23 protein-coding genes and 2 tRNA genes are annotated in these 25,808 nt (G+C 28.8%); 4 read left to right on the forward strand and 21 right to left on the reverse strand.

Translation table 11 applies throughout. From position 1 onward, the window contains the following. Nucleotides 1–3: 3 nt before the first annotated feature. From BMUR_RS03690 to BMUR_RS03775, 19 genes are all read right to left on the reverse strand, one after another. Nucleotides 4–780, reverse strand: a complete 777-nt coding sequence (locus BMUR_RS03690) for a patatin-like phospholipase family protein (RefSeq protein WP_013113257.1) — start codon at nt 778–780, stop codon at nt 4–6. Between the two features lie 17 nt (nt 781–797). After that, nucleotides 798–3,002, reverse strand: a complete 2,205-nt coding sequence (fliD, locus tag BMUR_RS03695) for a flagellar filament capping protein FliD (RefSeq protein ID WP_013113258.1) — start codon at nt 3,000–3,002, stop codon at nt 798–800. A gap of 314 nt (nt 3,003–3,316) precedes the next feature. Continuing rightward, on the reverse strand, nt 3,317–3,736 hold the full coding sequence (locus BMUR_RS03700) for a helix-turn-helix domain-containing protein (protein WP_013113259.1): 420 nt from the start codon (nt 3,734–3,736) through the stop codon (nt 3,317–3,319). 3 nt (nt 3,737–3,739) lie between these two features. After that, nucleotides 3,740–4,423 carry a JAB domain-containing protein gene (locus tag BMUR_RS03705; protein ID WP_013113260.1) on the reverse strand — a complete coding sequence of 228 codons (684 nt, stop codon included), beginning with the start codon at nt 4,421–4,423 and terminating at the stop codon, nt 3,740–3,742. A 151-nt stretch (nt 4,424–4,574) separates the two neighbouring features. Beyond that, on the reverse strand, nt 4,575–6,074 hold the full coding sequence (locus tag BMUR_RS03710) for a hypothetical protein (RefSeq protein ID WP_013113261.1): 1,500 nt from the start codon (nt 6,072–6,074) through the stop codon (nt 4,575–4,577). Nucleotides 6,075–6,200: 126 nt separating this feature from the next. Further along, nucleotides 6,201–6,581 carry a hypothetical protein gene (locus tag BMUR_RS03715; RefSeq protein ID WP_013113262.1) on the reverse strand — a complete coding sequence of 127 codons (381 nt, stop codon included), beginning with the start codon at nt 6,579–6,581 and terminating at the stop codon, nt 6,201–6,203. 130 nt (nt 6,582–6,711) lie between these two features. Further along, nucleotides 6,712–8,829 (reverse strand): hypothetical protein, encoded by a 2,118-nt coding sequence (locus BMUR_RS03720; protein WP_013113263.1) that lies wholly within the window; start codon nt 8,827–8,829, stop codon nt 6,712–6,714. Nucleotides 8,830–8,934: 105 nt separating this feature from the next. After that, on the reverse strand, nt 8,935–10,515 hold the full coding sequence (locus BMUR_RS14310) for a hypothetical protein (RefSeq protein WP_013113264.1): 1,581 nt from the start codon (nt 10,513–10,515) through the stop codon (nt 8,935–8,937). Between the two features lie 61 nt (nt 10,516–10,576). Then, entirely contained in the window at nt 10,577–10,894 is a 318-nt protein-coding gene (locus BMUR_RS14885) for a hypothetical protein (RefSeq protein ID WP_244833496.1), read from the reverse strand. Then, the gene (locus BMUR_RS03730; protein WP_013113265.1) at nt 10,801–12,372 is read right to left on the reverse strand and encodes a hypothetical protein; all 1,572 of its coding nucleotides are present in this window, start codon (nt 12,370–12,372) and stop codon (nt 10,801–10,803) included. Before BMUR_RS03730 ends, BMUR_RS14885 begins: the two co-directional genes overlap by 94 nt. Nucleotides 12,373–12,392: 20 nt before the next feature. Continuing rightward, nucleotides 12,393–13,202, reverse strand: a complete 810-nt coding sequence (locus tag BMUR_RS03735; protein WP_013113266.1) for a hypothetical protein — start codon at nt 13,200–13,202, stop codon at nt 12,393–12,395. 252 nt (nt 13,203–13,454) lie between these two features. Beyond that, nucleotides 13,455–14,435: a hypothetical protein gene (locus tag BMUR_RS03740; protein WP_013113267.1), complete on the reverse strand. Its 981-nt coding sequence runs from the start codon at nt 14,433–14,435 to the stop codon at nt 13,455–13,457. Then, nucleotides 14,419–15,762, reverse strand: coding sequence for an LptA/OstA family protein (locus BMUR_RS03745; RefSeq protein WP_041749976.1), 1,344 nt, complete (start codon nt 15,760–15,762; stop codon nt 14,419–14,421). The genes BMUR_RS03740 and BMUR_RS03745 overlap by 17 nt, the downstream gene beginning before the upstream one ends. Then, a complete protein-coding gene (lptC, locus tag BMUR_RS03750; RefSeq protein ID WP_013113269.1) occupies nt 15,746–16,312 on the reverse strand; it encodes an LPS export ABC transporter periplasmic protein LptC in 567 nt (188 codons plus the stop codon). Before lptC ends, BMUR_RS03745 begins: the two co-directional genes overlap by 17 nt. Then, nucleotides 16,290–16,841 (reverse strand): KdsC family phosphatase, encoded by a 552-nt coding sequence (locus BMUR_RS03755; RefSeq protein ID WP_013113270.1) that lies wholly within the window; start codon nt 16,839–16,841, stop codon nt 16,290–16,292. Before BMUR_RS03755 ends, lptC begins: the two co-directional genes overlap by 23 nt. Before the next feature lie 41 nt (nt 16,842–16,882). After that, nucleotides 16,883–16,955: transfer RNA gene (locus tag BMUR_RS03760), tRNA-Arg, on the reverse strand. A gap of 32 nt (nt 16,956–16,987) precedes the next feature. Beyond that, nucleotides 16,988–17,070 (reverse strand) — tRNA-Ser (locus BMUR_RS03765). Between the two features lie 64 nt (nt 17,071–17,134). Then, the gene (truA, locus tag BMUR_RS03770) at nt 17,135–17,878 is read right to left on the reverse strand and encodes a tRNA pseudouridine(38-40) synthase TruA (RefSeq protein ID WP_013113271.1); all 744 of its coding nucleotides are present in this window, start codon (nt 17,876–17,878) and stop codon (nt 17,135–17,137) included. 66 nt (nt 17,879–17,944) lie between these two features. After that, a complete protein-coding gene (locus tag BMUR_RS03775) occupies nt 17,945–18,904 on the reverse strand; it encodes an ABC transporter substrate-binding protein (protein WP_013113272.1) in 960 nt (319 codons plus the stop codon). 176 nt (nt 18,905–19,080) lie between these two features. On the opposite strand from BMUR_RS03775, the gene BMUR_RS03780 reads away from it, so the two are divergent. Further along, the gene (locus BMUR_RS03780) at nt 19,081–20,133 is read left to right on the forward strand and encodes a DegT/DnrJ/EryC1/StrS family aminotransferase (RefSeq protein ID WP_013113273.1); all 1,053 of its coding nucleotides are present in this window, start codon (nt 19,081–19,083) and stop codon (nt 20,131–20,133) included. Between the two features lie 2 nt (nt 20,134–20,135). On the opposite strand, the gene BMUR_RS03785 is transcribed toward BMUR_RS03780, so the two are convergent. Next, nucleotides 20,136–21,194, reverse strand: coding sequence for a DNA adenine methylase (locus BMUR_RS03785; protein ID WP_013113274.1), 1,059 nt, complete (start codon nt 21,192–21,194; stop codon nt 20,136–20,138). A 168-nt stretch (nt 21,195–21,362) separates the two neighbouring features. On the opposite strand from BMUR_RS03785, the gene BMUR_RS03790 reads away from it, so the two are divergent. Continuing rightward, entirely contained in the window at nt 21,363–22,487 is a 1,125-nt protein-coding gene (locus BMUR_RS03790; RefSeq protein ID WP_013113275.1) for a hypothetical protein, read from the forward strand. A 384-nt stretch (nt 22,488–22,871) separates the two neighbouring features. Beyond that, nucleotides 22,872–23,621: an SDR family oxidoreductase gene (locus BMUR_RS03795; RefSeq protein ID WP_013113276.1), complete on the forward strand. Its 750-nt coding sequence runs from the start codon at nt 22,872–22,874 to the stop codon at nt 23,619–23,621. A gap of 3 nt (nt 23,622–23,624) precedes the next feature. Here BMUR_RS03795 and BMUR_RS03800 read toward each other — a convergent pair whose 3' ends face one another. After that, nucleotides 23,625–24,812: a hypothetical protein gene (locus BMUR_RS03800; protein WP_013113277.1), complete on the reverse strand. Its 1,188-nt coding sequence runs from the start codon at nt 24,810–24,812 to the stop codon at nt 23,625–23,627. A gap of 141 nt (nt 24,813–24,953) precedes the next feature. On the opposite strand from BMUR_RS03800, the gene BMUR_RS03805 reads away from it, so the two are divergent. Then, nucleotides 24,954–25,799, forward strand: coding sequence for a D-glycero-alpha-D-manno-heptose-1,7-bisphosphate 7-phosphatase (locus tag BMUR_RS03805; protein WP_041749977.1), 846 nt, complete (start codon nt 24,954–24,956; stop codon nt 25,797–25,799). Nucleotides 25,800–25,808: the final 9 nt, after the last annotated feature.

A 25,808-nucleotide genomic window follows, 5' to 3' on the forward strand; every position in this document is an offset into this window, starting at 1 on the left:
TTTTTATACATTATTTTTTGATGCCATAAATGATAAATACTTTTTGGCATCATTATAGCCCTGCTCTATTCTTCTTGAAGCACCTTCAGGAGAGAAATCCAAAACCCCATTAAAAAAGTTCCCCAAGTTTTTCGAAGGATATATTTCATACACATTAATATTATCTTTTTTCTTAACATGTTTTCTTTTATCCAAATGAACAACTATAATATCAGTACAGTCTTCATAATCATATAACGGAGATATAGGGCAGTCATCGGAATAATAACCATCAATATAATAATGATTATCAATATTTTCTATTGGAAAAACTGCAATTAATGCAGAAGTAGCAAGAAGTATTTTTTTTATTCTTTCATTAGAGCTGCCATTTAGCTTAAAATATTTAGGCTTTATAAAAAAAGGAGCTTTATACTCTGAACAGGAAGCATATATATTAAAATGATAATTAGAAATAATATTAAGATCTATATAGTTATCTATAATTTCAAGCAACCCTTCTCTTGAAAATATACCGAATAGGGAAGATTTATTAATCTTAAAATACTCTTTAAGTTTCTTTGCTGTAAGTATTTTAGTTTTTATCTCTTCTTTCCATACTTTTTCAGCCATATTGTAATTGTTCATAGCAAAAAGGCAGGAGTTCAAAGCTCCTACAGAATCCCCAGAAATAGCAGACACTTTATCATATATACCCGATTCTATTAAATATTTCCAAACGCCTATATGATAAGCACCTCTTCCTCCACCGCCGCCAAGTACAAGCCCCAATTTTTTCATAATATTATAATTACAGATTAATTTCCGCCTGCATTCTGATTAAGAGAAGATTCAAGTCTTTTTCTCTCTCTTTCAGCCTGCTGAAGTTCAGCCTGCATTTGATAATAAGAAGATAGTCTCTGTTGTCTGTATTCTTCTATTCTGTCTTTCTCATCGTCCATTCTTTTTTTATTGTCTTCCATACGGTTTCTTGTCATCATAATACTGTTTTCAACAATACCTCTAGTTTGAGAATAAGGTGTTACAAAATCACTCATAGTATAGGCAACACCAGTATCTGGTATATCATCTCCTGTTATATCATTAGAGAATAGCTCTTCTATACCGTCCATCTGAGTTTCTATTTTATTCATAAACTTCTCTTCATCAACCTGTAGAAAGCCTTTTTTAACCTTAGACCATTCTTCTCCTGCATTTCCTCTGTTTATACCTATTTGGTCAAGAAGAGCAAGTTCTTCTCCATATTCTGTTTCATAAGAATCAGCAACAATCATTCTTATACGCTGCGATATAGTGCTTACAAGAGTATTTCCGCTGAATACTCCTACATAATAAAGTTTTTTCTTTAAAGCGGAATCTGCCATCTCCGGATTATATTCTACACCCAAAGTAGTAGCCAAATCTATAAGCTCAGTTCTGTTCATATTTTCAATACCGTCTCTTATATCTCTGCTTAGAGGTCTTTGAGTGGTATCATTTAAAAGGTCAATAACATCATTGTATGCACTTATAAAATTTACTATTCCATCAACTACCTTTTCTTTATCAACTTCAATAGTAGTGGCAAATGCTTCAGGAGTAACTTTTTTAGCTGTTATATTAAGTCCGTTTACCACATCATTAAACTCATTACTATCACTAAGTACATCAACTCCATCGATTGAAGCTCTGGCATCAGTTGCTTCAGATATTAGATAATTAGGAGCATCTTCCTCTCTTCCCATATCTTCTATAAGCAAATCTTTATAAAATACATTGTATCCTGCATTTTTATTTATTAAAACAACCTCTGTTATAACATCTCCCTCTTCAAACTGACCGCCTATAGGTATATTAAGTCTCTGCCAAGATGAACTTATAGTAGGCAAAGCAAAGAATTTTTCTACTTCATCGCCTGCCTTATTAATATATTTTACTCCTATTATTTCAGCATTAAATCCAGTAGCGTCTATTGGTTCCGGGGCTTCTGCTTCCACTCCCTCTTTAGCTTTACGTTCTGCTTCTAATGCTTCTTTATATTTTTTTATATCTTCAAATGTTCTTGAACTGTCTGCAGGAGATAAACCTTCTCCGTATAGTTCAACATCTTTATATATTACACTGTCTATTTTGTTAAAAGTTACACCTGTATCAGGTATAGATAAATCCACTGTAGGAGGCATAATAGGAGGCTCTTCTGCATCGTCTAATGAATCTGAAACTCTGGCTGTTATTGATAAAGTAATATTTTCATTAGCCTCTGCCTCTCTATGCAAAGGAAGTGATAATTTATTCTCACCTTGAAGAACTATAAAGTCATTTTTTACCATATAGTTTGTAGTTAAATTATCTGATTCATCTTCCCATTTACTTAAAAGCTCTTGATTAAATATATGACCTAAATATCTGTAAGGTCTTCTAGTAAACATATTAAGCTCTTTTAATATGCCTGAATCATCGCTTACAACTTCAACTATATTTTTAGAACCAGTTTTTACCAAATCTATAGTAAGAACCTGTAAAGTTCTTGATTTTTGAGTTATTGTAGTTTTTATCTTTTTTCCAAATGCTTTATCTATAGCTTTTTGCAAATTTACCAAACTTCCGCCTGCAAAATCTATAGTTGTTTCCTCTTCCCCTATTTTCAATACTATTTTACCAGCAGGCAAAGTATCTGCCATATTAAATGCTTTTGAAGAAAATTTCTGACTGGCTGCTATATCTCTTATAGCTATATCATATGTTGTGGTATTAGCAAGTCTATTTGCAGTAACTGTAAAATAATCTGGAATACCGTCTCCAGTACCAACAAAATTTCTAAAAGGAGAACGAAAACCATATAGCTCTTTTGAAGCTGTAGAAAGAGTATCCAATCTGGCTTTCAAATCTTCATATGCCGAAATTTCTCTTTGATAATCTTTAGCATTATCAGCCAAATTAGAAAGCGTGGTACTTCTCTTATTAACTTCAGCTTCTACTGCATTTTGATATACTTCATCAAGAAAAGCTCCTGTTGTTGCCATATAAACATCTCTCCTTAAAATATACTCTATTAAATAAAACTAAAATTTAAATATTTATGTAAAAATAAATCTATTTTTTAATTTTCGGAAATATTAAAAAAATTGATAGCATTATTTATTTTTCATAAATATTAATTTTTATATAGTATATACCCAAACAATTATATTTTGTAAAAATTAATTTTTTTAGTTTTAAATATTATTTTGAATTATTATATAATAATATCACTATATATAAAATCACAGTATGTATAATAAATTCATATTAGATATATGCAAAAAATTATTGCATATATCTAATACATCAATAAAAATCAATCTATAATATTTTTCAAATCCTTTATAATAGTGTCTATATTTGATAACTGCATTATAGAATAATTTTTAAGTTTATTTGCTATACATAAAAGTTTTTTAGTTTTCTCAATATGATCATAACTAAAAAGTACAGCAATTGGCACATTCAAAGTTTTTGCTATTTTATTGAGATTTGTTATTGATATATTTCTTTTTCCAACCTCAACACTTTGTAAATATTTTGATGATATCCCAGACACTTCTGCTATTTCTGATATAGTTTTCATTTGAGATTTTCTTATAGCACGTATATTTTTACCAACAGAAGATATTAATTCCTCATCTTCAATAGGTCTTTCATTATTTTTATCATCTTCGGTTTTGCTGTCGCTGACAATATTATTGTAAAAAGGTTTTTTCAAATTAGTAGTAAGCATTAATCAAACCTCCGCACCATTTTTATATTTATCAAACATTCCGTCTTCTCTGAAACTGTAATAAGAATTAGCGGCAATTATAATATGATCAAGCATTTTTATATCAACCATTTTAAATGCTTTATACAGTACATTCGTTATATTAATATCCTCTTTAGAAGGTTTTGCTATACCGGATGGGTGATTATGAGATACTATTACATAACTAGACCCCAAAGATAATGATTTTTCTACTAAATCTCTAGGATATATAGTAGCTGAATCTATAGTTCCTCTGAATATATGCTCCATTGATATGAATTTTTTATTTACGTCTAAACAAACAATAGAAAAAGTTTCAAATTTTAATTTTCCTAATTTTATTATTAGATAATTTATCAAATCTCTTTTTTTAAAATTAGGCGTGTCCGCTTTTAAGCTGCTTAATAAATAGTATTCTAAAATAGAAGGTATGCTCTTTATAAGTTTTATCTTCTTATCATTAAGACCCTTTACTCTCAAAAGCTCCTTGTCTGAAGCATTAACTATATTATATAAATTATAAAAGCTGTAATATAACTTATCTACTATAGTATTTGCCCTCTCTAAAGATATGCCGTTTGATATAATAGAGGCTAATATTTGTTTTTCGTCTACTAAATCGGCATTACTAAATTGCAGGTTATTATTATAAAAATCATTATACATAAATACTTCCTTAATAAATTATAGTATAGCCTATAGTTAAACAAATTTTTTTTTAAAAATAAGCCATTTATTAAAGAAAATAAACAGTATATACTTTACTTTTTATAATTTTTTAAAAAAACTTAATATTATTATAAAAAAATTATACACTTTAATAAGTTAAAGAATATATTAATTTTATACTTCCAGACGCTTCATTAGCACCGATTGAAGAATTATTTATTGTAATCTCAAATTGTTTAGTTTCACCTTTTTTAAGAGTAAAAGTTCTATCAAATGAAACATCAGAAACATCTCCAGAAGATGAATCAAATACAAACATATCCTGAGTTTTATCATATCTAAACTTTATCAAAGGCTTATCTTGCTCTATCAAAATAGAAGCAGAATCAATTTGCGGTATTTTGTAAGTTCTGTCATACATTGTAATAGAAGCATCTAAATAAAAATAAATTTCATCGCTATCATCATACTGCACATCAAGAGTATATATTGTAGAAAGTATGCTCTTGCTTTCACCAACATTTACTGTGGTCAAGGAATCAAAGAATAAACTAGGCTTACCTTTTGAAGCAATTACATTATAATTAATAGTATCTGTATTTAAATTATAACTAAGTCTTATATCATAACTAAAACCTGCATAATTTAAATACTCTGATGCACCGCCAAGTTTTTTTGATAAACTTTGAGCACTAATATTTTGTATCTGCAAATCCTGAACCTGCAAAGCTATTTTATTTTTCTCAACTATCTTCATGGGCAAATAAGGAGAGCGTCCAGGACTTCCATTGCTTGCTACATTTCTTTTCAAATCGGTAGGACTTCCGTCAAGTCTAGGAGCATAACTATTGTCATTAGCTATAGATAAAGTACACCAAGGATATATTTCTATAGTACCATCAGAATGAACTATACCTACTGGGTCATACTCATAAAAATAAGTAAGCCCTTCAACAGCAAATTTATTCTGTTCATTTAAAGTGGCACTATCAGCACTGGCCTCCCATCCAAGTTCCACTGCACCCCACTCCATAGGAGCAGGTATTCCAAAAATTAATTTCCATTTTGTAGGTATGGCAAAGGCAAATACTAATTTTGAATAACGGTCTATTGCTATTAAATAATTATCAGTATCAAGACCTGCACTTCCAGTAAAACGATAAAACCAAAATCTTTCAAGTCTATCGCTTTTATTATATGCACTTGTTGATGAAAAAGTAGGATTCATATTTTTATACATATAATACTTTACTTTTGTAACAGTAAAACCTGCAGCTTTTGTATTAGTTCCGTCATAATAATATTCATTTCTTGACAAATCGAGAGGCTTCCAAGTATCATCTTTAATAAGCATGTATGTAGGCTCATTTTTAAGTCCGAAAGAAGCTGCTATTACATATTCACTGTCAAGATCAAGAGTAAAACCTCCATAATCATCATTATTCCATTCGCCAGTTTTAAAAGGATCTTCTGCATCACTTAAAATGCCTTCTCCTCCTATATCTGGTTCATCTGTATCACCGCTTATATCACTATTAGACCTTGACATCTCCTGATAATAATATCTAGGATTAAAACGGCTATTGCAAGTATTTAATAATAACACTGCTAGAAGCATTGATAAAATAATAAATATAGTATTTTTCATAGTATATAATTCTTATAAATAATTTTATAATATAATTATACTAATAAAATAAATTAAGTAAACAATATATAAAATTTATTTAAAAAAAAATAGTCAGAATTAAACTGCCTATAAATATAATTATTTTTATTTAGTTGAATTATTTAACTCTACATTTGATATTTTATAGCTTACCGAATCTCTCACACTAAAAAGTAAACTTGTATTTCCATAAAAATTAAGTATATATGTATATGAGCTATTAAGTTTAGACTTAATAGTAAAATTACCAGTAGTTACAACTGAAGTAATATCAAAAGTCTCGCTATTAACTGTAATACCATTAAATGCATAAACAACTATTTTAAGATTCTGCTTATCCTCTTTTGAAACAGTAACTATAATATTTTTATTTTTACTCTCATAAGTACCCGCTCTGTCTTTAAACTTCATTCCAGAACTTCCCAAAGAAGATGTACATGAAAGTATGAATAAAGATATAAGTAATAAAATAATTTTCTTAAACATTTTTATTTATCCTAACATTATTTATATTATTGTATTATATAAAAAAAATTGTGTTTGTAAATATAAAAATTTAATAAAAAGCGGAGAGATTCTTCAGGTACTCCCCGCTAATTTTGTTAATTATATATTATTATTTTCTATAACCCTCATCCCCTAAGAACCACCATTGAATTGTACCTTCTGTAGATGCTGGAGTTGATTTAATTATATCATCATTAGATGTCAATTCCACACCGTAATAATTATCAAACCACATATTATTTACTTTAACATAAACAGCCCTATATTTATATTCTGATTCATTATCATATCTATATAATGTCCAAGTATTTCCATTCCATTCTATAGTTTTACCGTCATCTTTGAATATATAAGTATTGCCATCATATTCAAATGTAGGGTTATCTCTCACTCTATCTAGGAATATAGGACCTTCATCCTTAAATGAAGTAGAACCAACAGCCTGATCTCCTCTATAAAGAGTTTCATTATCATATTTTATACTAAACTCTATAACAGTACCATCATGTTCATATTCAGCTGATTTATCTCCGCCAGATTTAAAAGTATAAGATGTAGTCTTAGTTTCACCTCTCCAAACTTGTTCACTAATATTAAGTGTTTGTCCGTTAGGCGTAAACTCATAAGTATATAATGTTAAACTTTTACCTGTTGCTTGATATTCATTAGGCAAAGGATTAGATAAATCATATTCGCTATAATCTCTAAATTTATATGTTTTACCTTTAACATTTTCTACAAAGTTACCAGAGGCAATATTTATATTTAAATATCCTTCATGATAGCTTATAGCACTTGTAGCTCCAGCAAAAGGAGAAGAACCCAAAGACCAATATAAAGTATCATCTTTATTTCCCTTAGTATTAGCTAATTTCAATCCCCAATATGCAAGACTACCTTCTTTATATTCAGCCTTATCCGAATCTTTATATTCGGCAGAGAATGTGTATGTAGCATCTAACTTACCACTTTTATATTCATATAAAGTATTACCATCTGGACTAAATTTATACTCATAACTTCCATCAGATGCTTTATATGTTTTACCTGCTACTCTGTCTATAAATGCAGGACCATTATCCTGATAGTTAAGAATATATTCTCTCGTACCGTCTTTTATTTTATCATAAGTACCAAGACCTGTTACAGTTAAGTCTCCATACTTTAATGATGTAGCTCCAACAGCCTTGCTGGCATCGCAAGTATATTGTGTAGTAGTTTGACCATCATAGAAATGATCTTTTGTTACAGTAAGAGTTTTTCCATCTTCAGAAAACTTATATGTATATAAAGTTAATCTATCTCTAGCTCCATAAGTTTTTCCTTTTAATTGATCTAATATAGTTTGAGGATCTATGTCATCAATATTAACCATATAGTATGGAGAACGACCTGCACTAGCTGGACCATCATAATAAGCTATGCCTCTGCTTGCATCATGTACTTGAGGGAAATAGGCATTAGCGTCTTTAGCCATTTCATTTTGATATTCTCTATATAAAGTTAATTTTAACGAATCTGATGAGGCATCATAAGCCATAAAACCTATAGGGTCATATTCATAAAAAGGTCTTTTCTCTCCATGAAGCTCTACCGCCTCAAAAGCTGTAGGATATGCCTGACCCATAGTGCTTCCTGTTTTGGTTATTTTACCATAGGCAAATACCAATTTTGAATATGTGTCTACTGCTATCAAATAGTTATTCAATGGAACAACTACGGCATTACCTACAAGTCTGTAGAATACAAATCTTTTCATTCTCTCAGATTTATTATAAGAATTTTCAGGTGCAATTAATGGGTTTTTATAATCATATCTATAGAAAGTAGCATCGCTTATACTATATCCCTGTGCTTTATTTGCCCCATCTTGTGCTTTATATTTATTTTCTGCTGTTGCTGCATCTGAAAGTGTCCAAACAGTACCATCTTTGAAGAAAGTATATACTGGAACATTATTTCCATCAAAACTTGCAGCAAATAAAAATTCTAATATTTTACTTCCGTCAAATTGATAATCAATAGAGTTCCATTGACCATTCAAAAATGGGTCTTGGTCAGTAGGAACTTCTGCAATTCCTAAATCCACATCGGCAGGAGTACCATCTTCTAATGTGCTAGTTGATGAACTTTTATTATAATAATATCTAGGATTAAAGAAATGTCCGCCGCAGGACATCATAAACATAGATATTATCACTAAAAATAATAAATAAGTTTTTTTCATATATATCTCCTTAATATTAAAAAGCTATTTTTCAAGCTCTTTACATAATAATAAACTTTAACATTATAAATACAATAAACAGCAATAATATTACAGTTTATTTTATTATTTAATTACTTCATTAATAGTAAACTTTAAATTTAATTCTATCTTATTATTAAGACCTGTTGCTCCTCCTTCAGGGACTGCATTATAATCTCCATCTTGTCCATCTAATTCAAGAGATATGCTTCCTTGTCCATTATTCAATGACAAACTAATATTAGAATCTATCATTCTTAATCTATTACCATATCCATCAACAGCCGAATCATAATTAAAAGTTTTTGTATCTTTATTATATTTTAATTTTATGTATATCTTATTATCTTCACTGTAACTATATGGCAAGAATAACTGATAACCTGTAATATCTGGATCCAAATATCTTTCATCATATTTTGTTACATTAATACCTATATTCATATACATATCATCACTTTCTTTATACTCTATCTCTATAGGAGACTGAAGCTCATTAATTAAATCCTTAGTCTCAGAGAGATTAACTTGTATACTATCTTTAACTTTGCTTCCTGTTTTTGAAGCAACTGTTGTATAAGAAATTATATCATCACTTGCTCCATAAATAGACATGCCAATATTATATAAGAAATTTCCATAATTAAATTTATCTTTAACTTCACCGTATTCTAATCCAAACCAACCGCCTAAAGTAGAATAAACCCTATTAGCACTTTGAGAATCTATATTTTTTATAGTACCACTAAATACTACATTGATATATTTTTTAGGTGTAGTATCTTCAACATAATATGGAGAGCGTCCCGGATTATCTCTTGTAGCCAATTCTCTAACTTTTCCATCTGATGTTTTATGCACAGAAGGAACATAATCTGTGGCACCTGACGCCATTTCATTTTTATATTCATCATATAAAATAACAGAACCATCTTTATGAACAAAGCCTATAGGATCGTATTCGTAAAATTTTCTTTTATCTGCATATTTTTCTATAGCATCAAATGCAGTAGGATATTTTTGTCCAAATGTAGAACCTGTACTAGTTATCTTAGCATAAGCAAAAATAAATTTAGAATATTTATCCACTGCTATAAGATAGTTATTCATAGGAACATTAGCAGCAGAACCATCAATTCTCATAAATATAAATCTCTCTAACCTAGAAGAAGAATTATAACTTCCATTGGCATCAAGCAAAGGATTTTTTCTTACATATTTGTATACCACCATACCTGATATAGATACATTTACTGGAGAAGTTACCTTATTTCCATCAGGAGAAGCATCGAATGAGAATTCATTTTTTAGAGCGTCCCCTTGTTTCCATATTCTACCATCTGTTGGAATAAAAAATTGGTAGCTTGGAACATTTCCGCTTCCAAAACTAACTTTCATGAACCATTTATCTATAATACTACCGTCAAAAATATAGTCTTCATTATTCCAGCCATCATATCCATCGCCTTTATAGTTAGGATCAAAAGGATCTTCTTCTGGAGATAAATTTTCATCTCCTAAATCTACATCTCCTCCTCCTGATTCTCCAGGATTTGAAGAACTGCTTGATTTATTATAATAATACCTAGGATTAAAGAAACGCCCGCCGCAGGACATCATAAACATAGATATTATTACTAAAAATAATAAATAAATCTTTTTCATGAAATATTTTCCTAACTATAATAGGCAAAAGACTGTTAAGTCCTTTACCTATTATATACTCTTATTTAATTCTATTTGCATTCATATCCAATCCCAAATTAGAAGTAGGATCATCTGGTATATCTATTTTACCCATACCAGGAACATTAATACCATATATACCTGATATAGGATGTAAAGTCATACTAGAACGTATCATATCTCCTTTATTCTCTGCAGGATTAGAAATAACATTTCCATTTGCATCCCTTAAAACAACCCTTATATAATTGCCCAAATCTCCAGTCAAATTAGAACTAATATTCTCATACTTAGCAGTCCAAGTATTTGCAGCATCAGAATCAAAACGTGCAAGTCTGAATTTATATTCAACTGGCACCCAATCTTCATTCCAAGGCAATAAAGCATCATCATATTGATACTTAATAGTAAGCTCTGTACCATCTTCATTAAAGATATATTCCAAATCTTTAAGGTTACTGCCTGTACTAACAGGGAAACTAGCAACAAGCTTTCCAAACCCCAAGCAATATTTTGCTCTCCATCTTTTTTGAAATTTGCATTTTTAAGTCTGTCTACAAATATTGGTCCATAATCTGCAAAATTAGGATCTAATACCTGTCCTGAAACTGATATTGTATTTTCTCCATTATAATCTACTATAGAAATTGAAATACTATCATTAGTATCAGAAATATTTGTATAAGTAGCTCTATCTTTAGCATTTATTTTACTAAGTTTATATGTTACAGTTGAGCTTTTAGTATTTTCAAAAGTTCTATCCTGTGAGATATTTAAAGTTTCTCCATTATCTGTCAATGTATATTTGTATAAAGTAATACTTTTTCCAGAGTATCCTTTTGCTCTCCAATCCTCCAAATCTATTTGAGCTTTTTCATCTGTATCATTTTTTACAAATCCTGAATAATCACGCCATTTATATTCTTTTTGTAATTTTGCGATTTCTTCTTTATATATATTTTTATCTTCTTCACTTGCCTCAGAATTATTAACCATAGGTATATATGGAGAATGACCAGGCTTATTCTCATTATGTTCAGCTACTGTGGTATATCCATGATTCATAGGTAAATATTCTGTAGGATTATTAACGAACTCAGTCTTATAATGCTGATAAAATACAACAGTACCAGTTTTATCAACATAACCTATAGGGTCATATTCATAAAAAGCATTACCTGTTTTTTCTATAGCCTCAAACTCCATAGGAACTTTATCATTCATAATTTCTTGAACATCTATAATTTTACCAAATGCAAAAACAAATTTAGAATAAGTATCAACGGCTATCAAATATTGCTGCAATGTAACTATTCCTCCACCTGTTTCTCCATATATAGAATAAAAGCGAAATCTATCCAATCTTCCTTCTAAATATCCACTTTTATCATAAAGAGGATTTTCTCCATTATATTTGTATATTGTAGCTTTATTTATTGGGAATCCTGAAGCTGTATTATCTCCGTCATTCGGATTATAAAAATCAGCAGACTTTTTCTTCCAATCTAAGCCGCCACTAGACCACTTTTTAGAAGTATCTGAAAAGAATTTATATATAGGTAATTTATCTCCTCTAAAACTAGATTTAAATAACCACTCATCAAAAATACTAGCGTCATATTCTCCATAATCAGGTCTATTCCAATCTCCAACCAAAAATGGATCTTCATTAGGTGAAACTTCTTTAGGAGGTTCTGTAGGGGTTGTATCTGTTTCTACATTAGAATTATAAGACGAACTTTTATTATAATAATACCTAGGGTTAAAGAAATGCCCTCCGCAAGACATCATAAACATAGATATTATCACAAAAAATAAGAAATAGTTCTTTTTCATATAGTGCCTCTAATTATTAATTATCCTTTAAATGCTAAACCTAATGTTATACCAAAATCTAATGAATTGATATAATAAGATTTTAAAGGTGTCTCCATAGTAAAATTAGGAGCTGCAGCCTGCATAAGTGTAAATAAAGAATCAGGCATTGTTATATATTTTGGAGAATACACATTAAATCTTGTATAAGCACCTAATATAACCTCAACTCTGTCATTTACAGGCTGATTATATTCTATCATAAACTTTATACTAAACATTACTGGATTCATATTCTTAATCATAAAGTCAGTAACAATTATCTCTCCTATTTCTGGGAAACCAGGCATTTCACTGTCAAAATAAGCCAAATATTCTGGAGATGTATCTGCTATCAATTTACCGCCTATATGAAGTCCTAAAGCTAATCTGCTGTTTAAGAAATAAGCTTTAGTACCAACCCCAAAACTTATTACTGGAGCATAAGAAACATTGATATAAGCATTTGCTGTTACTCCTTCTATAGTATTACCAGCTATTTGTCCTGCAAATCCGCTTCCTACACCTAAAGAACCAAATACGCTCATGCCGCTAAATTTAGCAGGATCCATTCCATTAAACCATCTTTCAGATCCGAATAAATAGCCAAGCTCAGCCTCTCCGTCCATAGTGTATCCTACAGATCCTTTCATATATGCAGCACCAATTTTATTTAAATCCGACTGACTTATTGAAGGCATGGTTGCTGTACCATTAAAGTTGGCCTTTAATGCCCATATAAAACCTTCGTCAAAACCATATGCAAGCGAAAAACTTGCCGCCATGAAAATATAGATAAATAATTTTTTCATAAGAATTTTCTCCCACTAATAAAAATCGACAAATTATAAAAAATGTTTATATCTACATTCTACTATTTATTTTTTTCTAAGTAAATACTATTTTTACAGAATTTTACAACAAATTTATGATTATGTTTATTCAAGCATAGCATGATAATACATTTAATACATATATTCCCGACATTATTTTAATTCTGTATTGTTTTTGATAGACATTTTTGAGATAATGTTTATTTTATTATAGTTAATTCATACTATTTTTTATGGAAGTGTATTTTTTATATTATCTTTATATTCTTTAATTGTTTTATAAGGGGTTTTTAATTGAAAGTTAACTATATTGCTATACCAAGAAACATAATCAAATCTGCTTACTTCAGACATTATAGAGTGTTTATCCTCGATAATATCATATTTAGGAAACATCATACCAATAGTTTGAATAACATAATAAGAAAACATTTTTTTTATTGTTTCATAGTCAGCATCAGACTGCAGAAATGTATATGTGCTTATTACAGATATAGATTTACAAGGCTTTATGTTATTATTTTCAAGTACAAGCCTATCTACAAAACCTCCGTCTGCGATGGACTTTGCACTCATTGATAAATAATTAGCAGTTAATGGCATATTTACTATAACTATAGAACTATCTTTAAACTCAGAAGCAGCTATCCTCCAATATAATGCTGTATAAATCATAAATCTGCCGCCGTCTAATAACTGGCTTCTATTTTTTAGAGGAGTATTCCAAACATTAAGTATGCTCTGTACATATGAAGGGGCTATATTTTTAGCTATAATATCCAAAGGAATATTGTATTCATATCCAAATAATTTTCTTATATTAGCCCTAGTTTCATTAGAAAGCGAATATAATATATAATATTGAAGCTCTTTATTATCAATATTTTTTATATCTATAAAATCTCTTCTAAATATATCAGCATTATCAGTTATAACTTTTCTATTTATTCTATAAAAATTATCATATTCCATACCATTTTTAAGATTATATTTTATATTATATCCTAAAATATTATATGTAAGTTTTGATAAGTCATCATCGAAAATATCAAGAAAATCTCTAGGGGAAAATGAGTTTATTGCATCATCTTCTATATATGTTATATTTACAGTATAAGTTTTTTCTTTATCAAGAGGTTCTGTACTGTTTTTACAAGATAAAAAGAATAATAAAAATATAATAATACTAGCTAAATTACTGAGGTATTTCACCGCTCACACCCATAGCCTCAACTTTTTGAGTATTTATATAATATTTTATTTCTCTTGCCCTTACAACACTTTCCTTTTGTTTTAAGTATGGATTCTCCCCCCAAAGTCTTAAATATTTCTGCTTATCAAAGTATGTAGCCCAAGCACTTTGCGAGTTCATATCTTTGCCTTCTACATATACATTTCCATTAGCACGCAGTTTTTCTTCATCATTAAACATCTGCATAGTAACTGATGTAATTTTAATACTTCTATTTTCGACATAGGCCTTAGGACTTCCGCTTACCGTTGCAACTTTAGTATCTGGGTCTAAATGCAGCAAATCGCCTTCCAATGATAAATTAGCATCATAATCAACCATCACAACATCATTGTGAAATATTACATCTTTAAACTCAGCATCTTTTTTATATTCTATCCACTCTCCAAAAGCTATAATTCCTCTATCTGGAATTCTCACAGAAGGCTCTTCATACATATACACATGTTCATTATCTATTTCATACTCAATATATCCGCCTTTAAGTATCATATTCTCCTCATAAAAAAATGCTGTAACATTACCATAAGCATATAAAGTACGTGTGTTATTATCTTTTCCACCGTATTCATTTAAAAATAATCTGTCTGCTACTATAATATTATAATTACTAACATTACTCTTTTTTTTATTTGTTTCTGATGTATTTATATAATTATTAGTCTGAAGAACATATATCTTTCCTCTGCCCATAACATTAGCTGTAGCAGTTTTTGCATTATATTCCAATATTTCGCCTTCAAGCCTATCAGAACCCTGATAAAGTCGAGGATTTCCAGTTAATACAGCTGTTTCTTTATCCATATCATAAACTAAATTATCTGCATAACCGTCAGTCTGTCTTTTGCTTTCTTTATCAACATGAGTTAAATGAACATTACTTATAGCTTTGGCAATAGGTGTATTAAAATCTCTCTCCATAAAAGAGCTTCTTATAGTCATATTGTTTGTAGGCGATTTTAATACCGGATTATTTTTTACATATGCATATCTTGTTTTTCCATTATAGCTTGCATACCCGCCTGTTATTGCTGAACCGTTTGTCTTACTCAAAAGTTTAACACTGCCGCTAAATGTTGCCAATTCTGTTTCCTGATAAAATGTCATAACATGGCTTGTGATAACAGCTGATGAATCTTCCATTTTAGCATTGCCTGTATATTGAAAAACCTTTGTTTTATTATTAAATGTAAACTTATCTGCACTTCTTCTTGACTGAGCATTTAAATATAATACTGATAAAAACAGCATAAAAATGGTAAAAACAAGTCTATTTTTCTTCAGCAACAGGTACTCCTATAGCATCCCCTTCATCAACTTCATTATATATCGTAATATGTTCAAGCCCCATATCTGCTTCCATACTGCTTCCAGTAAGCCAGCTTCCGTCTTCCTGTTCCACACGTATAGGAACAGGACTTTTTACCTTTTGGTTATCATTATCCCACTGAAGATATTCTGTATAGAGTGTTGTATTATTTGAAGATTTAGCAATAACATTAGTATATATCTCAGTATATAAGGTATCCTGATTTACTTTTACAAACTCACCTGAAATACTTGCTGCTACTGTACGATTAGAATCATATGTATATGTTCTGCTTTCATACAGCTCTATAAGTTTTTTTTTGTTATAGAATTTAGCATTAGTAGCAAAAGAGTCTAACTGTTTAAAATTTGTATCATAATTTTCTCTTCTAAAACCGTAAAATTCCATATCAGGCGGCGGAACAAAATCATCTTTCTGTTCAAATTCTTTACCGAGATCTTTAAAATTTGTGCAGGAAACACATATCAATAGCATCAATATTAAACTAAAACTGTTTAATAACTTCATTATAAATACCTTTAGCCTTGAGTATCATATCTATAACAACCCTCACAGCACCATATCCTCCTCTTTTATTGATGATTATATTAGCTGCCTTTTTAGCTTCATCTACGGCATCTTTAGGAGCAAATGATACACCTGCATATTTCATAACCTTAATATCTATTAAATCATCACCAATATATGACACTTCTTCTTTTTTTAAACCATATTTCTCAATTAAAGTTAAAATAACAGGCATTTTCTCTTCTTTACCCAATATCAAATCTTCAAAACCATGACGGCTAAACTTATCAAATCTAGCCTTTATGGCATTAGAACTGCTGCCGGAAATAACAGCTATTTTTATGCCCGATTTTAAAGCCATTACTATACCCATTCCGTCCTGAGTATGAAAAAACTTACTTTCCACTCCGTTATCATCAAATATAAGTCTTCCGTCTGTCATAACACCGTCTATATCTGATACTAAGAGTTTTATTTTTTTTAGCTTTTTAATATTAAACAAATATGATATATAATCTCTGAATGTCATTTTAGAAAATCTTTTTTCATTAAGAATTAGGATAAACAATTTGGGGCTTACAGGACTCGAACCTGCCCACACGGTTTAGGAAACCATTGCTCTATCCTGATGAGCTAAAGCCCCCTATAATAAAGAAGCTGTTCGTATTAAAAAATCGGAGAGTGTGGGACTCGAACCCACATGGGTGTTAGCCCGGCGGTTTTCAAGACCGCTGCTCTACCAATTGAACGAACTCTCCAAACAAATATGCTATATATTATAACATATATAAAATTTATTTCAAGTCTTTTTATAATTAAAAATCATTTAAAAAAGGCTCGTCTGAAATAAAGACCATGTGCAGGTGCTGTTACAAAGGCTTCTGTTCTGTTTTCTCTTTTTAATATATCTTCTATAAAATTTACAGGCATCTTCTTTTTCTGACCTTCTACCAAAGTACCTACTATAATCCTTACCATATTGTGTAAAAAAGCATTGCCCTTAATGATAAAATATATAGTGTCCCCTTTTCTTACAGCCTTCACTTTTTCTAAATATCTAAACTTACTGTCATTTTCATCTTCTGTAGAACAAAATGATGTAAAATTATGCTCGCCTATTAAATATTTAGCATATTCATTAATAAGTTTTTCATCTATAATGTTTTTTCTGTAAAACCAAGCATACCTCTCATAAAATGGAAAAGACGTACTGCTGTTATGAACTACATACAAATACTCTCTAAATGTTGCTGAAGCTCTAGCATTAAAATTATCGTCCATCTCTTCGGCTTTTATTATTCTCAAATCTCTGTCTAAACATGAATTCAAAGCTATATGCACCTTATTAATAGGAACAAGCATTTTAGGAACTCGAAAATTAGCAACCTGTCCTAAAGCATGCACGCCAGCATCAGTTCTGCCGCAGCCGTATATTGTAATTTTTTCTCCATATATTTTTTGAACAGCTTTATATATTTCGCCCTGAACTGTTCTTAAATTAGGCTGTATCTGCCAGCCGTAAAAATCTGTACCGTCATACTGTATTGTTATCTTTATATTATTCATAAATATCAAAATAAAAAGCCCATATAATATTTTATACAGGCTTCTTTATATAAAAAATTAAATATCTTACTGTAAATCAGCTGGTATTGTTATACCAAGTTTTTGAGCTGCATTAGTATTTACTTCTAACACTGGATTTTGTATATATTCTATAGGCATAGAAGCAGGCAAAGCCTCTCCTCTCAATATTCTTACTGCCTGTCTGCCTGTAAGTTTTCCAAGTTCATAATAATCTATACCATAAGTAGCAAGTCCGCCAGCTTCAAGCATACCAGCCTCTCCGCATATTACTGGTATTTTAGCAGGCTCTGTAATAGATATAACATTAGCCATACCAGCAGCAACCATATTATCTGTAGGAGCATAAATAGCATCTACTTTTCCTACCAAACTTTGAACTACCTGCTGTATATCATTAGGATTTGTTATAGTAGCATCTATATATGATATACCCATTTCATCTGCTTTTAATTTAGCCATATCTACTTGAAATTTAGAGTTTTGTTCGCTTGAATTATATAAAAATGCTACCCTCTGTACTGAAGGAACTAATTTTTTTAATAACTCCATTTGTTCTTTTACTGGTGTTAAATCTGAAGTTCCAGTAACATTGCCGCCTGGTACATTATTATCTGCAACCAATTTGGAATCTGCTGGATCAGTTACTGCTGTAACAAGTATAGGTATATCTTTTGTTGTATTTGCTGCCGCCTGTGCTGCAGGTGTTGCTATAGCAAGTATTAAATCGGCTTTATCATTAACAAATTTTTGTGATATTGTAATACAGTTTGCCTGTTCACCCTGAGCATTTTGATAATCTATAGTAATATTTTTACCATCTTCATAGCCTGCTTCTTTCAATCCGTCTACAAAACCCTTATTTGCAGCATCCAAAGCATTATGCTCTACCAACTGAAGTATGCCTATTTTAAACATTTTTTCACCATTTGAAGATGAATTAGATGAACTATTTGAACAGGACATAAATAATATACCTGCAAATAATATAATAAATAGTTTTTTCATTATTATATCTCCTTTAAATTCATAATTACTATTATTAGTATAATATAATATAGCTATAATAAAGTCAAATAAAAATTATAAATATATATTTTTTAAATTTATTGAAAACAATATAATTGAAAATAATATATTTTATGATATCATCATCTATAATATTATAATTACGGGGAAATAAATTGATTAGACATTCAAGACCTACTATAAGAAAAAAAGATTTAGAATCTGCTTTAAGAGTAATGATTAGCGATAACCTTGCAACAGGTGATATAATACACGAATTTGAAAGAACATTTGCCAATTATTTCGGAAAAGGTTTTACTGCGATATTTGTTAATAGCGGTACATCTGCATTAGAACTTATATTAAGACATCTTAATATAGGAGAAGGCGACGAAGTTATAATGTCTTCTTTTCTCAATGCCTCACCTCTTCAAGTTGTTACAAATCTAAAAGCAACACCCGTACTTATAGATATAGATGAAGACAGCTTTCAAATATCTATGGATAATGTTATAGAAACTATTAATGAAAAAACAAAAGCAATTATAGTTTCTCATATGTTTGGAAATTGTGCTTTGATTGATGAGCTTGCCGATATAAAAGTACCAATTATAGAAGACGCTTCTCATAGTCTTGGAGGAAAATATAGAGATACTTTACTTGGAAGTTTTGGAGATTTTGCCTACTTCTCACTTTCTGCAACTAGAATGATTACTTCAGGCGGTGCAGGAGGTATGATACTAACAAAGAAAAAAGGAATGGACGCTATAAGAGATATAATACATTATGACAAAAAAGATAATTTTATAAAAAGATTCAATTACTGTGCAACTGACCTTCAGGCTTCTATTGGTATAGAAGAGCTTAAACATCTTGAAAGAATGGTTGAAGTAAGGGCAGATATTGCTTCATTTTATGATAATGCAATACTTGAAAGTAATTTAATGAAATTATCTACTCATGATAGTGAAAGCCCTTCATATTACAGATATGTATGCATGCTAAACGGAAGTATGAATATATATGATGTTACAAAAATGTTTGAGCGTCATAATGTAGAGGCTGCAAGACCTATATTTAAGCCTCTGCATCAATATCTTAATTTACCTAATGAAAATTATCCTAATACTGAAAATGCATATTTAAAAAGCATATCGCTTCCTATATACCCTACACTACAAAAAAGTGAGGCAGAGCTTATATGCAAATTAATAAAACAAATAAGATAATATTATTTTACAATACAGTAATGCAGATATTCAAAAGTTGATGATGCTGAATTATTTCTTTTGCTGTCAGCCTTAAATCTGTTATACTCTTTGACAAATAAACCATATTCGCCCTTATTTGACATTATGGTTTTTATATCCTCTAATGATAATAACCCCTCGTTATTATAGCTTACAAATATATATTTTGACTTTGATTTATTTATTAAATCCTCAAATATATTATAAACATCATTTCTACTGCAGTATAAAGATTTTATTCTGTCATTTCTAAGACCTGTTTTGCCTTTTATATCTGGATTATCATATTTTGCTATTGTTTCAAGCATATGGTAATTATCAGAATACTGCCTTCTGTTATATGGAGGGTCAATATATAAAATATCTGTATCAATATTTTTAATTAACTCATTGGCATCTTTATTGTATACTTTATGACTTTTATCACTCAATACAAAATCGGACGGATAATAATAAAAAGTTTTTAAAGCAGTATTTTTTATATCTTTTAGAAATGCTCCGTATACAGATGCAGTATTGGCACATTTATCTATATTTTCAAGAAGACTTGTAAGAAGAAAATAATACTCATTTTTATTAATCTTATTATTTTGAAACCACTCTTCTATTTTCATCCTTACAGTATCGCATTTCAAAGCATTTTCATCTGAAAAATATATTCTTTGATATTCCTTATTTTTAGTGCCTCCTAAAGAATAATTATTATAAATAAAACCCTCTTTATAAGCTATATTATTTAAATATTCACATACAATTAAATATCTTTCTTTAATTTTACTTCCTTTTAAATCTTTTATATCATCAATAAGATTTTTAAAATATAAATATTTATGATTTTCTATATAATGTTTATTTATAACATAACTATAATACTGAATATCATTAGATATAATAGAAAAGTTTTTAGATTTAAAATATCTTCCCACAATACCAGTTCCTGCAAACAAATCACAGAATGAAGTGCTGTTTTTATCTATTACAGAATTAATAGACTGGTACAAAAAATCTAATAATGATAATTTACTTCCTATATAATTCATTAATATTCCTAAAAATATATAATAATTAAAATATATTCTAGTATACTATTTATAATTTTACAATAATAAAACACTTGACAATATTATTATAAATTTTATAATCCAGCTATAATAAAAAACACTGTATAAATTATACTTGTTTCATAAAATAAATAAGGAGCAGAACATATGCTTGAACATAAATGTGATAAATGCGGAATAGAATTGGGTTATAAAGGTTTATGCTTCAAATGTAAGGCAGAAGAAGAAAGAAATAAAACTCTTGCTTTAACTGATGATGAGATAAAAGAAATAATAAGTAAATATGTAAAAGATTTAAAAGAAAAAGATGTTGATAAAGAATTATTAAATGGTATTTACATTTATGATTTGATTGCATATAGAAATATTGACTTAAAAGATATAGCAAAAAAAGCATTGGAAAAGAAAATTTATTATCCTGAAGTATTTTATTATAAAGCCAGTGAAGAAATAAGAGATGAACTTATAAAAAGAATAAAAGCAACTAAAGATTATTCTGAAGGAGCTAATTTATTATCATGTTTGGCTATGCAGGGAGATGATGTTGCTCTTGACTGCTTATACGATTTTGAAATGAATCCAAGAGAATGGAGAAAAAAACTTTATGTTGATCCTTCTATTTATGCTGAATGTGCAGGATGGACTTTTGATAAGGATAAAAAAAGACAGATACTCAATTTTGATAAATGCTATTATTTAGAAAAGGCTAAAAACAAAGAAGAAAAAGATGAAAGCCCTATTAGTATAGCTTCATTGAGAGATGATAATTGCAAAGAATGCGGATGCAGAAACATTGACATTGCTATTATTGACGGAAGAGATGAAAGACTTAAATTTATAGGGGTTGATGGTATAATAAAGGCTTCATGTTGTCCTAACTGTGTAACTTATAATACTACTTATTCAAAATATGATTTAAAAGGAGGAAGCGAAATACTTCCTTTTGATAAAAAGTCCGAAAATTATTATCCTGCTGAAGAAAACTATATAAAAGAAGAAGAGCTAATTAATATGCAAAATAATAATTATGTACTCTCAGAACATGATGTACCTTTATTTTATGGGGCATTCGATGATACTTTAAATACGATAGGCGGATTTGCCAATTGGGTTCAGGATTGGGAGTATATGAAATGTCCAAGCTGCGGAAAAAAGATGAGATATTTAATGCAGATTCATTGGGATAGTATTGATAATTGCTCAGAAGGCACTTTATTTATAGAGATATGTACTGACTGCTCTATTACAGCAATGTTTCATCAGCAAACTTGATTTTTGAGTTTTAATAATTGTTTTTAATATATACCTAAACAATTATAATTTGTCTAATTTTAGTTATTTATAAATGTAATTATAATTTATTAATAATATAAAATATTATTAAGTATGTTAAAAATGTATTGCAATAAATATATTTTATTAAAAAAATGCAGTCCTTTTGCTTACTTCGTATGGTAGGTGCCTTGCCTACGGCACGCAGAGCGGGGACAAAGCCAGCACAAACAATAATTTTAAAAACTAACTTTTTGACAAGCTTAAAAATTTTCAGTATATAACTATTTATAACTTATTATAACTTATCATTACATTTGTAAATAGCTCAAAATTGACAAATTATATTTATTTAGATATATTTAAAATAAAAAGGAAATTAAAATGAAAAATAAAGTCTGCGTTATAACAGGTGCTTCAAACGGCATAGGAAAAGAAACAGCACTGCTATTTGCTGAAAAAGAATGCAATATAGCTTTCATTGATAAAGATGATGAAAATGGAAATAAACTATGCATACAAATAAAATCACTAGGAAGAGAATGCCTATTTATAAATGATAATATAGACAATGAAAAATCTATAAAATCATTCACTGACAAAGTAATAGAAAAATTCGGAAATATAGATTATTTAATAAATAATGCCTGCTATTCCAATAAAGGACTTTTAAGTAGCTGCAGTTATGATGATTTTTTGGAAATATTAAAAATAGGAGCAGCAGCCCCTTATGAGATTACAAAAAACTTTATTAATCATTTTAATGAAAAATCATGCATTATAAATATAGCTTCAACAAGAGCATTTATGTCGCAGAAAGACAGCGAAAGCTATAGTGCAGCAAAAGGTGCAATTATTGCTTTAACTCATGCTATGGCTGTAAGTTTATCTCATAAAGTGCGTGTAAACTCGATTAGCCCGGGCTGGATAAATACTGATGAAAAAGCAAAGTTCAGCAATGAAGATATGCTTCAGCATCCAAGTGCAAAAGTAGGAAATACTTATGATATTGCAAGTACTGCTTGGTTTATTTGTAATAATGATTTTATAAATGCAGAAAATATTACCGTAGACGGCGGTATGACAAAACTTATGATATATCATAATGATGAAGGCTGGCAATTAAATATATAAAAATTAATTAATATAGATAATAGGCATTACAAAACATACAAATAAAGAAAATATAAAATAAACATAAACAAATATAATTGGTTTACTATTTATAACAATGTTTAATGTATTATTATCTTCTCTGTTTTGAAATGAGTTTATAAAAGATTTAATAGTATTTAGAGAAATAAATATTAAATGTATGAAAAATATTATATTTAAGATGATTAAAGTTAATTTATTTGGTGTAAGCCCATAATTAATTATTCTATATATAGAAGCTGTTATAGTTAATATATCAAAAACTAATGCAAATATTGGGAGTATTACATACATTGCCTTTGTGAATATATTTGTCTTTTTATCCATTCTAACAAACATCAAATTTATCACAGTAAATGCCAAAAGAATATTATATATTATGTAAACTAATCTATTACTGTATGGTCTCAATTCATAAGGAAGCATAAAAAACATCATTATAAATATAGCAAATAAATCAATAACCAAAAACGCCCTTGAAACATATACCGATATAACAGACTTAGTTTTTACATATATTAAATAGGCTATAAACGGAACAAAACCATATAAAAATATGAATAAGCATATCACCAATTTAGCTATCGTAAATCCAATGTCTGAAGAAGATGCAAATAATGATACAACAGAAAAACCTACTACAATAAGCACATTAAATAATATAAATAAAACTGTGCTGCTTGCTGCATTAATTATTACAAACCATAAAAATATATCCCCAAATACAGTAAAAAAATCTGCAATTTTATCAGTATTTAAAGAATCGAATGAATTATATGAAAGCATTATAAGTACAAAAAATATTATATTAAAAAATACTGACCTATTTAATAATACCTGAAAATCAGGAGAATCTACAGGCGGCATATATACATAATTGAAAGAAATATTTGAAAAAACTGCTATAAGACTTATAAGCAAAAATGATAAAAATGTAATTAAAATAACTTTTTTATTTATTAAATTAATATGAAAAAGAATAGTAAAACAAAATAAATAAAATCCAATGAATAAATGGCTATTTAAAAAGATTGGAAATATATAACTTCTATCCATATTTGATAATGTTAGTATATAAATAGACAAAGGAATAGTTGATAATACAGATATAAGCAAATATTTTAATGCTTTTATAAATTTATCTTCGCTATTAATTACAATCTTATTCATTAAAAAAATCTCCGTAAATTTGCATAAATAATATATACCATAAATAAAAAAAATCAATTATTATAATAATATATATTTATTGATAAAAACTCTATTTTATATTAAACTATCTTTTATTGCTGATTTTGGATTTTACACACTATGAATAATAATAATAATAATAATATAGAAAATTACTTTATAAACTTTTATAATACTCTAGAAAAAAATGCCGTTTTAATAGCATTAGACTTTAATACAGATAATAAAAATAAATTACACACAATAGATAAAAACTATAAAATAATAAGAGATGATATAAAGAATCCTTTGTCTGGATATTCATTCAATAATTTTGCGGTTTATAATAATAAAATATATAAATATGATGTTTCTAATTCAGACATCAAAATAAAAATAGAAAATGCATTCAATGAAAATAAATTATACGGTATTCCAGCATATTTTACAGATAACACTAAAAAAATTAATAAAGCATTATTTTTAGACAGAGACGGAGTATTAATGCATGATGTAGGATATATAGGAACTACTGATAGAGTAAAAATAAAAAAAGAGTTTATAGATGTAGTAAAATATGCAAACAAAAAAGGCTATATAACAATAGTAACAACCAATCAGGCTGGAGTGTCATACAATTATTATACAAATGAAGATGTTAATAAAGTACATAATTATATTTATGAAGAATATAAAAAATGCGGAGCTTTAATAGACGATTTTTATTATTGTCCTTATCATATTAAAGGGCATGTTGAGCCTTACAATATATTATCAGTACTTAGAAAACCAGAGGCAGGAATGCATCTTCTTGCCTCAAAAAAATATAATATAGATTTAACTTCATCTTTTATGATAGGAGACAGAGACAGTGATATAATAAAAATACCGTATCTAAAAACTTTATTAATAGAAACAGATGTTTATGAAATAGAAAATAAAAGTAATGTAGTAAAAATAGAAGATATATATAACATACTTATTTAACAATTCTTA

The sequence above is a fragment of the Brachyspira murdochii DSM 12563 genome, from assembly GCF_000092845.1.
Taxonomy (GTDB): Bacteria; Spirochaetota; Brachyspiria; order Brachyspirales; family Brachyspiraceae; genus Brachyspira; species Brachyspira murdochii.

What these genes read in the sequence shown, in the direction of transcription:
- BMUR_RS03690 (WP_013113257.1), bottom strand. Translation starts at nt 780, where the DNA reads ATGAAAAAATTGGGGCTTGTACTTGGCGGCGGTGGAGGAAGAGGTGCT.
- fliD (WP_013113258.1), bottom strand. Translation starts at nt 3,002, where the DNA reads ATGGCAACAACAGGAGCTTTTCTTGATGAAGTATATCAAAATGCAGTA.
- BMUR_RS03700 (WP_013113259.1), bottom strand. Translation starts at nt 3,736, where the DNA reads ATGCTTACTACTAATTTGAAAAAACCTTTTTACAATAATATTGTCAGC.
- BMUR_RS03705 (WP_013113260.1), bottom strand. Translation starts at nt 4,423, where the DNA reads ATGTATAATGATTTTTATAATAATAACCTGCAATTTAGTAATGCCGAT.
- BMUR_RS03710 (WP_013113261.1), bottom strand. Translation starts at nt 6,074, where the DNA reads ATGAAAAATACTATATTTATTATTTTATCAATGCTTCTAGCAGTGTTA.
- BMUR_RS03715 (WP_013113262.1), bottom strand. Translation starts at nt 6,581, where the DNA reads ATGTTTAAGAAAATTATTTTATTACTTATATCTTTATTCATACTTTCA.
- BMUR_RS03720 (WP_013113263.1), bottom strand. Translation starts at nt 8,829, where the DNA reads ATGAAAAAAACTTATTTATTATTTTTAGTGATAATATCTATGTTTATG.
- BMUR_RS14310 (WP_013113264.1), bottom strand. Translation starts at nt 10,515, where the DNA reads ATGAAAAAGATTTATTTATTATTTTTAGTAATAATATCTATGTTTATG.
- BMUR_RS03730 (WP_013113265.1), bottom strand. Translation starts at nt 12,372, where the DNA reads ATGAAAAAGAACTATTTCTTATTTTTTGTGATAATATCTATGTTTATG.
- BMUR_RS03735 (WP_013113266.1), bottom strand. Translation starts at nt 13,202, where the DNA reads ATGAAAAAATTATTTATCTATATTTTCATGGCGGCAAGTTTTTCGCTT.
- lptC (WP_013113269.1), bottom strand. Translation starts at nt 16,312, where the DNA reads ATGAAGTTATTAAACAGTTTTAGTTTAATATTGATGCTATTGATATGT.
- BMUR_RS03755 (WP_013113270.1), bottom strand. Translation starts at nt 16,841, where the DNA reads ATGACATTCAGAGATTATATATCATATTTGTTTAATATTAAAAAGCTA.
- truA (WP_013113271.1), bottom strand. Translation starts at nt 17,878, where the DNA reads ATGAATAATATAAAGATAACAATACAGTATGACGGTACAGATTTTTAC.
- BMUR_RS03775 (WP_013113272.1), bottom strand. Translation starts at nt 18,904, where the DNA reads ATGAAAAAACTATTTATTATATTATTTGCAGGTATATTATTTATGTCC.
- BMUR_RS03785 (WP_013113274.1), bottom strand. Translation starts at nt 21,194, where the DNA reads ATGAATTATATAGGAAGTAAATTATCATTATTAGATTTTTTGTACCAG.
- BMUR_RS03790 (WP_013113275.1), top strand. Translation starts at nt 21,363, where the DNA reads ATGCTTGAACATAAATGTGATAAATGCGGAATAGAATTGGGTTATAAA.
- BMUR_RS03795 (WP_013113276.1), top strand. Translation starts at nt 22,872, where the DNA reads ATGAAAAATAAAGTCTGCGTTATAACAGGTGCTTCAAACGGCATAGGA.
- BMUR_RS03800 (WP_013113277.1), bottom strand. Translation starts at nt 24,812, where the DNA reads ATGAATAAGATTGTAATTAATAGCGAAGATAAATTTATAAAAGCATTA.
- BMUR_RS03805 (WP_041749977.1), top strand. Translation starts at nt 24,954, where the DNA reads ATGAATAATAATAATAATAATAATATAGAAAATTACTTTATAAACTTT.